The 11,824-nt window shown below is 30.9% G+C and carries 10 protein-coding genes; 8 read left to right on the top strand and 2 right to left on the bottom strand.

All coding sequences use genetic code 11. From position 1 onward, the window contains the following. Window positions 1–65: 65 nt before the first annotated feature. On the bottom strand, window positions 66–1,589 hold the full coding sequence (locus GXK56_RS13040) for a glycoside hydrolase family 43 protein (RefSeq protein WP_160688010.1): 1,524 nt from the start codon (window positions 1,587–1,589) through the stop codon (window positions 66–68). 406 nt (window positions 1,590–1,995) lie between these two features. Between GXK56_RS13040 and GXK56_RS13045 the strand changes: the two genes are divergently transcribed. After that, the gene (locus GXK56_RS13045) at window positions 1,996–3,384 is read left to right on the top strand and encodes a peptidoglycan binding domain-containing protein (protein ID WP_160688012.1); all 1,389 of its coding nucleotides are present in this window, start codon (window positions 1,996–1,998) and stop codon (window positions 3,382–3,384) included. A 105-nt stretch (window positions 3,385–3,489) separates the two neighbouring features. Here GXK56_RS13045 and mmuM read toward each other — a convergent pair whose 3' ends face one another. Next, the gene (mmuM, locus tag GXK56_RS13050) at window positions 3,490–4,425 is read right to left on the bottom strand and encodes a homocysteine S-methyltransferase (protein ID WP_160688014.1); all 936 of its coding nucleotides are present in this window, start codon (window positions 4,423–4,425) and stop codon (window positions 3,490–3,492) included. A gap of 240 nt (window positions 4,426–4,665) precedes the next feature. On the opposite strand from mmuM, the gene GXK56_RS13055 reads away from it, so the two are divergent. The 7 genes from GXK56_RS13055 to GXK56_RS13085 all read left to right on the top strand — a co-directional run bounded on the left by GXK56_RS13055 (window position 4,666) and on the right by GXK56_RS13085 (window position 11,792). Continuing rightward, on the top strand, window positions 4,666–6,153 hold the full coding sequence (locus GXK56_RS13055; protein WP_160688016.1) for an amino acid permease: 1,488 nt from the start codon (window positions 4,666–4,668) through the stop codon (window positions 6,151–6,153). Window positions 6,154–6,407: 254 nt separating this feature from the next. Further along, complete coding sequence (gene trxB, locus GXK56_RS13060) at window positions 6,408–7,316, top strand: thioredoxin-disulfide reductase (protein WP_160688018.1); 909 nt, start codon at window positions 6,408–6,410, stop codon at window positions 7,314–7,316. A 30-nt stretch (window positions 7,317–7,346) separates the two neighbouring features. After that, window positions 7,347–7,832, top strand: coding sequence for a thiol peroxidase (gene tpx / locus GXK56_RS13065; RefSeq protein ID WP_160688020.1), 486 nt, complete (start codon window positions 7,347–7,349; stop codon window positions 7,830–7,832). Window positions 7,833–8,094: 262 nt separating this feature from the next. Beyond that, window positions 8,095–9,072 (top strand): efflux RND transporter periplasmic adaptor subunit, encoded by a 978-nt coding sequence (locus tag GXK56_RS13070; RefSeq protein WP_160688022.1) that lies wholly within the window; start codon window positions 8,095–8,097, stop codon window positions 9,070–9,072. Window positions 9,073–9,092: 20 nt separating this feature from the next. Next, entirely contained in the window at window positions 9,093–9,746 is a 654-nt protein-coding gene (locus tag GXK56_RS13075; protein WP_160688024.1) for an efflux RND transporter periplasmic adaptor subunit, read from the top strand. A 12-nt stretch (window positions 9,747–9,758) separates the two neighbouring features. Further along, window positions 9,759–11,285 carry a DHA2 family efflux MFS transporter permease subunit gene (locus GXK56_RS13080; protein WP_160688026.1) on the top strand — a complete coding sequence of 509 codons (1,527 nt, stop codon included), beginning with the start codon at window positions 9,759–9,761 and terminating at the stop codon, window positions 11,283–11,285. A gap of 27 nt (window positions 11,286–11,312) precedes the next feature. Beyond that, window positions 11,313–11,792, top strand: coding sequence for a MarR family transcriptional regulator (locus tag GXK56_RS13085; RefSeq protein ID WP_160688028.1), 480 nt, complete (start codon window positions 11,313–11,315; stop codon window positions 11,790–11,792). Window positions 11,793–11,824 lie beyond the last annotated feature (32 nt).

The following is an 11,824-nucleotide window of genomic DNA, read 5'->3' on the forward strand; positions in this document are numbered from 1 at the left end:
ATAGAATAAGAAATTTCAAATTAAATCAGCTAATACTATAAATTAATATTCTTAAATTATATTTTCTAAGAAAGGCTTTTAGAAAATTGCCAGCTATCTACTACGCAATCTCCAGATGCTACAAAGAACAATTTTTTTGTTCCAGTTAAATTAGAAAGATTTGCTGACACATTTGTAAATGTGTTTGTACTTCCTGTTGCTGGTATAGAAATGTATCCACATGCTGTATTAGATGGATCATCAACACAAACTTTAATTACTGCTCCGTTTTTTGAAGCTGCTTTCATTTTAATAGAAGCTGCTCCAGCTCCAAAGGCTGCATTAGAAACTCCTACCCAATCACCAGCATTCATTTCAACAGTTGTATTCCCTGAACCTAATACCTTAATACCACCTTGCCATGCAATAGTTGACATTTTATTTAATGCATAAGGATCTAAATTTTTTAATTGAGGTACACCAGTAAGAGTTCCAGTAGCTTGAGAGATTTTTCCGTTACTAATGTTTACTTCATCAACATGTGTGTTTCTATAGCCCTTATTTGTACCCATTTTATTTTCTAACCATTGAGCATGATAGAATACATACCATTTATTATTAAACTTTGTAAGTGTATGATGGTTATTGCCTGTACATCCAAAGAATGTTCCAGGATTATTTAGAAAAGTTCCTTGGTAAGTAAATGGACCAGTAGGACTATTACTTGTCATATATGCAATGGCTGCAATTCCTGGATCACTTTTATTAGGTCTAGATGCCCAGTTTGTACAGTAGCTGTAATAATACGTATTTCCTATTTTGTTAATTCCAGAATCCTCAAATAGATATGGGGCATCTATAGTAATTGGAGTTCCAGCAAGACTAGTCATATCGTTTCCAAGTTTAACTACTCTAGCAGTTTTGGGATGAGCCTCTTGACCAGAAGGAACACCGCCTCCAAAATATAAGTATGCACTTCCATCATCATCAATTAATACTGCTGGATCAAAAAGCCAAGGAATTTGAGAACAGTTTGGAGTAGCACCAGTAACTAATGCATGTCCTAATGGATCTATCCATGGACCAGTAGGTGAATCACTTGTCAAAACTCCAATTCCGCCGCCACTATTTGCAAAATATAGAAAGAATTTTTCTTTCCCATTAATAGTTTTATGAGCTGCAGTTGGAGCCCAAGAATTTGCTGCCCACTTAGCTGCACCATTGCTTCCTGCAGCATTAATTGTGCCATGGTCAGTCCAATTGATCATATCATCAGAGGATATGCAATTAATTGTTTGAATATTACCATAGGTATTATTTTGAACAACACCCTTACTATCATATATGTATTGATCGTGCGATGTATATACATATACTCTTCCGTTATACTCCATTACTCCAGGATCGGCATTGAAGCGTTGGGTCATACATGGATTACCTTGATTTAAAGGTTTATAATTTTTTGATAAAGTAAGAGAAGAAAATTGAGTTGCATAAGACGAATCTGATGCAGTCACAGCAGCACTTGCATCTTTAATTCCTCCAAAAGAAAAAGCAGTAAAAGAAATGCTCAGTACTAACAATGATGTTAATAACTTTTTGTTAAACATAATATCATCCCCTATTTTAAGATAAAAATTTGTGTTGCTACCTGTCCGCACTTGTTGATGCAGAAATAATTACATTTCACCTCCTTGTATGCAATAATACACTAAATTTTTCTTTTTTTTAACCGGATTTTCGTAATCGTATTCAATAAAAGCGTAAAACAATAAAAGGACGATATTTTACTTTTTCACGATACAATTTTTTGCATATACGACATAATTTTTTACTTCATCATGTGAAAATTTTTGATGCATAATTATTGCTAGACTTATTTTAATAGGTGATATTTCAATAAGAATTCTAATTGAAGAAATTAAAGTTAATATTTTTTACAGAAACTTTGTTACAAATGAATATATTCTTAATTACTTTTTTCTAGTATAATAGACAAGAAGGGAGTAATTATTAATGAGAAGAAAAAGAAGCAACAATCACAACAGCAAAGTTATGCTAGGCGGTGTAATTTCTCTTTGTAGTTTAGCAGCTATATACATGGGCGTGTCATTATTTTGTATTAATCATTTTAATTTTGGAACTGTAATTAATGGGATAGATGTCTCTGGGAGAAATATTGAAGAGGCTGAAAATAAATTATCCGCTGAAGTAAATAAATATATTTTAACTTTGGAGGAAAGAGGAGATAAAACAGAAGAAATTAAAGCAACAGATGTTGGTCTTAAATATGATAGTAGTAAGATTAAAGAAATAAAAGACGAACAAAATCCATTTGCTTGGATTTCTACAATTTTAAAGAAGAAGGATTCAGAAAGATCTCAAATAGTAAATTATGATGATGATATGCTAAATAAAACTATAGATAAACTTAATTGCTTAAATGACAAAAAAATAGAACCACCCAAAAGTGCAAGTTTTAAATTTGAAAATGGATCTTATCAGATTGAAAAAGAAGTTTTAGGGAATAAAATAAATAAAGATGCTTTACATGAAGCTATAGGAAAGGCAATTCTTAATATGCAGCCAAAGCTAAATTTAGATTCAAGTGAAGCCTACGAAAAACCACAATATACTTCAGATTCACCAGAAGTATTAGATACCAAAAAGACACTTGATAAATATATTGGAACTAAAATTACATATAAAATGGATAATAAAACAGAAGTTTTAGATGGTTCTACAATAAATAAGTGGCTTAGTGTTAATGATAAGATGGAAATTTCATTTGATGAAGCTAAAGTTCGGAATTATGTATATAAAATATCAAGTATGTATAATACTTATGAAGGCACAAGAAATTTTGTAACAACCTCTAAAAATAATATACAAGTAAGTGGAGGAAATTATGGGTGGATTGTGGATAATGGTAAGGAAGCTAAAGAAATAATAGAAGCTGTGAAAAATGGACAAGATATAACAAAAGAACCAGCATTTTCTCAAACAGCAAAAGTTAAGGGCAGTAATGATGTTGGAAATACATATGTAGAGATAGATATGACAAAACAACATTTATGGTTTTATAAAAATGGAGCATTGGTGGTTGAAGGTGATGTTGTAACTGGAGGCGCAAGTACAAATACTTTAACACCAGCTGGAACTTATGTATTAAATTATAAAGAAAGACATGCTACTTTGGTTGGAGAAGATTACAGATCTCCTGTTGAATATTGGATGCCTTTTAATGGGAATATCGGAATTCATGATGCAAGCTGGAGAACAGAGTTTGGTAAACAGATATATATGACAAATGGTTCTCATGGGTGCATAAATTCACCTTTTGAATTAGCCAAAACCATTTATGAAAACATTGAAGCAGGAACGCCAATTGTTTGTTATTATTGATAAATTAATCAAAATAAATATTAATTAGAATTTATTCACTAGATTAGCTAAAATAAAAATACCTTACAAGATAATGTAAAAACCTTGTAAGGTATTTTTTTATGTTTAAAGTCTAGCCCATTTAGCAATAGATTTAATATCGTTAGGAGTTGTTCTACAACAACCACCAATTAATTTAGCACCTTTATCAAACCAGTTTTTAGCATTACATCCATAAGTACAGCCAGAGGAATCTCCATGCCAAGTTTTTGAATTTGCATCATATTCTTCACCCGAGTTTGGATATACTATTATTGGTTTTTTAGAATTACTTTTGATTTCTTCAATTAAAGAATTTATATAAGCTGGTGCAGTACAATTTATGCCCATAGCAGCAACCTGCTCACAGTTATCTAGATATCTAGCACATTCGGAAATTAAGGTCCCATCACTTATTTCTAAATCATTTTTGCAGCTAAAGCTTATCCAACAATAAACATTAGGAAATTCTTTAAGAAGTTTAATGATGGCTTTTGCTTCTAAAAGATTAGGAATTGTCTCGCAAGCGAGAATATCTACACCTTCATCTACTAAGATTTTTATTCTTGGTCTATGAAAATTAATTAATTCTTCTTCGCTAATATTATAATCTCCACGATATTCAGAGCCATCAGCAAGATAGGCACCATATGGACCAACGGAACCGGCAACTAGGGGCATAGGTCTATTTTTTTTATTTTCAGCATTACTCCAAAAATCATCTCTTGCTTTTTTAGCAATTTGTACTGATCTTTTAATAAGTGATATTGCTTCATTTTCAGAAAAACCTTTTTGTATGAAACCATCTATAGTAGCTTGGTAGCTTGAAGTTATAGCACAATCAGCTCCAGATACAAAATAGTCATAATGTACTTTTTCAATTATTTCAGGGTTTTCTGCTAAAATCTTTGCAGACCAAAGAGAATCATTAATATCACAGCCTCTATTTTCAAGTTCTGTAGCTAAAGCACCATCTAAAATAATCAAATTAAAATTATTTAAAATATTTTCTATTGGATTCATTATATTTTCCTCGCTTCTATTGTTTTATAAATTTTTGCATATTATTAGTAATATTATATGTTATATCATTAGTCCAATCAATTAAATTTGTTTATTTACTAATTGTTTGAAGGTATAATTAAAAATATTAGTATTTATATTTATGCAGAAAAGTGTATTGTTTATATTATGATACTGTGATAACATTTAAAACAATATAATTATTTGTTAGAAAGTTTATAGGATAGGTGGGGGATATTAATGGAACTAACTGATTATACAGAAGAAAAGCAAGAAAAACTTACAAGAAGTTTGAAAGCAAGACATATGAATATGATAGCTATAGGGGGCTCTATAGGAACAGGATTATTTTTTGCTAGTGGAAGTGCTGTAAGTACAGCAGGACCTGGTGGCGCATTGTTAGCATATTTGGTTATGGGAATGATGGTATATTTACTTATGATGTCACTTGGAGAAATGTCAACATTATTGCCAATTTCAGGTTCCTTTGAAACATATGCTACAAGATTTGTTGATCCAGCATTGGGATTTGCTCTTGGATGGAATTATTGGTTTTGCTGGGCAATATGTGTAGCCGCTGAATTAGTTGCAGGGTCACTCATTGTTAAGTTCTGGTTTCCTGATACAAATGGAACTATGTGGAGTGTAATGTTCTTAGCAATTATATTTATTTTGAATATTTTATCAGCTAAAGCTTATGGAGAAAGTGAATATTGGTTTGCAAGTATTAAGGTAATAACAATAATTATATTTATCATAGTTGGTGTACTTATGATAGTAGGTATCTTGGGAGATAACTCTGTAGGATTTAGCAATTGGACATTATCTGATCAAAATGGTAATAAAGGACCTTTTCTTGGAGGATTAATAGGAATTATTAATGTATTTTTAGTAGCAGGGTTTTCATTCTCAGGAACTGAAATAGTTGGACTAGCTGCTGGAGAATCAGAAAATCCAGAAGAAAATGTGCCAAAGGCAATTAAGACGGTATTTTGGCGTATTTTATTATTTTATATAGGAGCAATAATAGTAATAGGCTTTATAATTCCATTTACAGATGAAAATCTACTGAAAGGTGGTGTGGATAATATTGCATATAGTCCATTTACAATGGTGTTTGAAAAATGTGGTATAGCTTTTGCGGCTAGTGTAATGAATGCTGTAATATTAACTTCAGTACTATCTTGTGGAAATTCAGGACTTTATGTGGCATCAAGAATGTTATATTCTTTATCTCTTGAAAAAAAAGCGCCTAAATTTTTAGGAAAAGTAAATAAACGTGGAGTTCCAATGAATGCTTTATATGCAACAACAGCAGTTGCTTGTACTGCTTTTTTTGCATCATTAATTGGAGATGGAAAAATATATTATATTCTTTATAATGCATCTGGGATTATGGCATTTTTTGCTTGGTTAGGTATAGGGATTTGCCATTATAGATTTAGAAAAGCATATATAGCTCAGGGAAGAGATTTAAAGGCTTTAAAATTTAAAGCAAAATTTTATCCATTTGGGCCAATAATATCTGTAATCATGTGTGTAATTGTTATATTTGGAGCTAATATATGGATTTTTCAAGCAGAAACCTTTAGTTGGTTTGATTTTATAACAAATTATATTTGTATACCTATATTTATTTGTTTATACGTTGGATATAAATTAATTAAAAAGACTAAAATAGTTCCACTTGATGAGTGTAATTTTGAATTTAATGATAATAGAATATAAATAGGAAAAAAGGTTAAAGTAAAATAATTAGTTACTTTAACCTTTTTCTTAATTTAAATTTACTTTCTTGGAAAATAATTATTAATTAAAATTTAAAATTAGTTGACAAACTTTAAAGATAGAGTTAATATAATCTTGTGAAATATAATTGAATAAAATTAAATAAAAAACATTTATAAAATTTATAATGATAAATTTCATAAAAATAAATATAAATATATAAGAAAATATAAACAGCAAAAGGGGAGTAGAGTATGAAGGATATTATTATAGTTGGTGGCGGACCTGCTGGATTAGTCGCAGCTTTATATGCAGGAAGAGCACAATTAGATGCCTTAATGATTGAAAAAGAATTTCAAGGTGGGCAAATGGTTACTACAAATGAAGTTGAAAATTATCCTGGATTTATAGATATTACAGGGTCAGATCTTGCAAATGTAATGTATGAACACGCAAAAAAGTTTGGTGGAATTATGGAATATAAAGAAGTTTTAGATATTCAGGTTCATGGAGATGTAAAAAAAGTCATAACTAATAATGAAACTTATGAAGCTAAAGTAGTAATTTTGTCCATGGGAGCAAAGCCTAAAAAATTAGGAATAGATAGAGAATTAGAGTTAGGTGGAAGAGGAGTATCTTATTGTGCAACTTGTGACGGAGGGTTCTTTAGAAATAAAGTTGTAGCAGTAGTTGGAGGCGGAGATACAGCTGTAGAGGATGCACTTCATCTTTCAAGAATAGCTGAAAAGGTATATCTAATATATAGAGGAGATACTTTAAAAGCTAATAAAGTTGCTCAAGATAAATTATTTAAAACAAGTAATGTAGAAATTCTTTGGAATAGTGTAGTTACTAAATTAGAGGGTGAAAATAAATTAGAAGCAATTGAAGTTAAAAATAATAAAGATAATAAGGAAGTTCAATTAAAAATGGATGGATTATTTGTTGCAATTGGAAGTACACCTTCAACAGAACTTGTTAAGAATCTAGTTGAATTGGATAAAAATGGATATATTGTTGCAGATGAAAGCTGTAAAACAAATGTAGATGGTATTTTGGCTATAGGAGATATAAGAACTAAATCAGTTAGGCAGGTATTAACAGCAGCATCAGATGGTGCAATTAGCATATATGAAGCAGAAAAATATTTAATAAACCATTAAAATAAATATAAATTTTGAGGAGTAAAAAATATGAACGTTAAATTTCAAGGAAATCAAGTAACTTTAGAGGGGAACATTGTTAAAGTAGGTGATACTGCACCAAATTTTGTGGTAGCAGATAATGGGCTTAATGAAGTTAAGGGAAAAGATTTAAAAGGAAAGAGAGTATATGTAAGTGTACCTTCAATAGACACTGGAGTATGTGATACAGAAGTAAGAAGATTTAATCAAGAGGCTACTAAATTAGAAAATGTAAAGATTTATACAATTTCAATGGATCTACCTTTTGCTCAAGCAAGATGGTGTGGAAATGCTGGAATAGAAAATGTTCAAACTTTATCAGACTATAAGGATAGAAGCTTTGGAAAAGAATTTGGAACTTATATTAAAGAACTTGGACTATTAACAAGAGCAGTATTTGTAATTGATGAAAATGACAAAGTAATTCATGTTGAATACTGTGAAGAAGTAACAGCAGAACCTAATTATGAAGCAGTTTTAAATGCTTTAAAATAATAGAAGAAATTAATTTTGATATTAAAAGCTCATCTCGAATCGAGATGAGCTTTTAAGTTGTTTTTTAATAAGATATTTCCTATAGCTGGTGGTAAGTATAGTGAGTCGTTTACAAGAGATTTAATGAAATAATTATTTTTATTTTATAGAAAATTACCTATTGAATATCTAAAAAAACAGTTGTATAATCAAAACTGTTGGTATACGAACTGTATCGGTAAAAATAATATGCATACAAATTATTAATATTCGGAGGGATAATATGAAAAAAACTATTTTAGTTTGTTTATTTCTAACAATTACCTTAAGTGGATGTAGTTCAGCTCAAAGTACAAATAATAATTCACAAATTATTGAAAATAAACAAGAGCAAACTAAAAATACATATATAATGGCTGGGAAAATAGATGCAAATGACCAAGTTAATCTAGCAGCAAAGAGCTCAGCAAAAGTTTCAGAAATATTAGTTGATGTTGGAGCTAAAGTTAATGCTGGGGATACTATTATAAAGTTGGATACTCAGGAACTGCAAGCACAAGTTGATCAAGCTCAAGCAGCAGTTAATGTTGCAAAGGCAAATTTAACTAATGCAATGAGCACTGCACGTCCAGAACAAATAGCACAAGATGAAGCTTCTTTAAAAAGTGCAACAGAAGCATATGAGGTTGCAAAGAAGAATTATGAACGCACAAATGCTTTATTTCAAGCAGACGCAGCAACTCAGCAGCAGCTTGAAACTTCTAAACAGCAGTTTGTTACAGCAGAATCTCAACAAAAAACAGCTCAAGAAGTATTAAATATGCATAAAAATGGTGCAACACAAACTAGTATAGATGTTTATAGAGCACAAGTAGATCAGGCAGAAGCAGCTTTAAAGACAGTTCAAACATCACTAAACAACGGAACTATAACATCACCAATTTCAGGTGTAGTAACAGCTAAAAATATTAATGTTGGAGAAATGGCTTCACCTAATTCACCCCTTATTTCAATTTCTAATACAAGTGCATTATATGTAAATGCTTATGCACCATTAGATATTGTAAGCCAGCTTACAGAGGGACAAGATGTGGTGGTAAAAATTTCAGATGTAGAAAATAAAGAATTTGAAGGAAAAATTACAGTAATTAATTCAAAATTAAATTCTCAAAGTAGAAATGTTTTGGTTAAAGTAAGTTTATCTGATTCAAATTCTGAGTTAAAACCAGGTATGCTTGCGGAAATAGGGTTAAAGAAATAGGAGAAGAGGTGATTTAAATTATGAAGGAAAAACGTAAATTTTTAATTATTGGAATTTTAATTACAATTGTGGTAGCATTAAGTGGAATAGTGTTTTATTATTGGTATGAAAATACATATTATGTGTCAACAGATGATGCTAGGGTTAGTGCTGATATAGTTAGTGTAACTCCGCAAATTTCAGGGAAATTATTAGAACTTAATGTGACAGAAGGCGATACTGTTACTAAAAATGAGATATTAGCTCGTCAAGATATGAATGGACTTCCAGATACAAGCGTTGAACAAGCTTTGATGAGATCACCTATAAATGGTATAGTGGTAAAAAAACAAGGAACAGTTGGAGAACTTTTATCGGTAGGGCAAAGTACAATTACTTTAATAGATCCTAATAAACTATATATAACTGCTGATATTGAAGAAACAAAACTTGGAAAAATTAAAATGGGTGAACCTGTTGAGATTACTATAGATCAGTATGATGCTAAAAAGTTTAATGGGAAAGTAAAATCTATAGGAGAAGTTTCCAATTCAGCCTTGTCAATTTTACCAGCATCAACTAGTGGAACATTTACTAAAGTGGTTCAAAGAGTAGCTGTAAAAATCGAACTTGATGATTTTGATAGTAAAATTATTCCGGGAACAAATGCAGTTGTTAAGATTCATGTTAAGTAGTGGGGTGATAACATGGAAAAAAATAATAAAGGATTATTAAATAGCTGGTTAGCTTTAGGAGTAGTTGTAATTGGAACATTTATGTCTATATTAGATAGTAGTATAGTAAATATTGCTCTTCCAAAGATGATGTCTGTGTTTGGAATGCCCTTAGACGATGCTAAGTGGATTATAACAGCTTACTCATTAACACTTGGTGCAATTATACCATTAACAGGATTTCTGCAGGATACTTTTGGATCTAAAAAAATATATATGTTTGCATTAGGTATGTTTTCTGTAGGCTCTTTATTATGTGGTTTTGCCTGGAGTGGCGGAACAATGATAGCCTTTCGTGTGCTTCAAGCACTTGGTGGTGGTATGATAATGCCAGTGGGAATGTCTATTATATATAGCTTGTTCCCTAGAGAAAAAATAGGACTTGCCCTTGGGTTCTGGGGGATTGCAGCCATGGCTGCTCCTGCTATAGGTCCAACCTTGGGAGGCTTTATTATTGAAAAGATGGACTGGAGAATGATTTTTAACGTAAATGTTCCTATAGGGGTAGTTGGAGTAATAATGGCAGGAATTTTATTAAAAGATTCAGAGAAAAAGCCATTAAAATCCTTTGATATAATAGGCTTTTTATCTTGTACGATAGGACTCGTTAGTGTGTTATATGTACTTGGAGAAGGTTCTTCTATTGATTGGAGTAAGATGGAAAATGCAATTTTAATGACTTTGGGCATATTAAGTCTTATATTATTTGTAGTAAATGAGCTTACTCATCCAAATCCATTATTAGATTTGCGAGTTCTTAAGTTATTTGATTTTAGTATAAGTTTAATGATAACAAGTGTTTTAACCTTGGCACTTATGGGATCTTCTTATATATTACCTATGTTTTTGCAAAATATAAGAGGATATACTGCTATGGAAACAGGACTAATTATGTTACCTTCAGCTTTGGTAATGGGAGTTTTAATGCCAATAAGTGGGAAGCTGTTTGATAAGATGGGTGCAAAACCTCTTGTAATCCCAGGACTTATAATATTAGGTATTAGTTCTTATGAACTTGCCTATACTATTAATACAAATACAACTAAAGAACATATAATATTAATTACTTGTATTAGATCAATTGGCCTTGGGCTTGCCATGATGCCTATTAGTACGGCTGGAATGAATGCTGTAAAAACAGAATTAGTATCGAGGGCATCAGCTCTTAATAACACTATTAGGCAAGTTGCAGGAGCACTTGCTGTAACTATAATATCGACTATAATGCAAGGTAGAAGCGATTATAATTATGCTAAATTGGCAGAACAAATAAATGTTTATAATAAAGCAGCCAATGATACGATTGGTACACTTACAAAAGCATATATGTATTCAGGAATGCCTCAAAATATGGCTAAAGCTTCTGCAATATCAAAATTGACACAAATTATAAAAGGTCAAGCTACAATAGAGGGAATGCAATATGCAGTTATGATAACAGTGGCAGCAGTAGCAGCTGCATTGTTTTTAACTTTCTTTATGAGAACTAAAAGAATCTAAAGAAATAAATTGGGAAGGTGAATATTAGTGGATTTAAATGATTTACCCATGGTAAATGATGAAGTTGCTCAAAAACAAGCTGATGAAATAATCGAAATATTTAAAAACATTAAAAAAGCTATTAACTTTAAGTCTGAGGAAAGTGCAAAGAAGTATGGATTTACAGCACCACAATTAGGTGTTATATTCCATTTGCATAGGATGCCGTCAATAACTCTTAATGATCTAAGTGAGCATATGCTTTTAACTAAAAGTACAGTTTCAGGCATAGTTGACCGTTTAGAAAAACAAGGTGTTGTAACAAGGGAAATACCGAAAGATAATCGAAGAATTGTAAGGTTATCTATTTCAAAAGAGTTTAAGAAAAATAATGATATATGTAAAATGAAAAAAGAATTTATTACAGGTTTTATAGCTGATGCTATAAAAAATACTGATTCAGATGAAGTAAATAAGATGATTGATGGATTAAAGCAGCTTAGTATATTATTAAATAAAAATTATTAATTGGAATAAACTACTTCATTAATATTAGAACT

It is taken from the genome of Clostridium sp. C2-6-12 (assembly GCF_009928485.1).
GTDB lineage: Bacteria > Bacillota > Clostridia > Clostridiales > Clostridiaceae > Clostridium.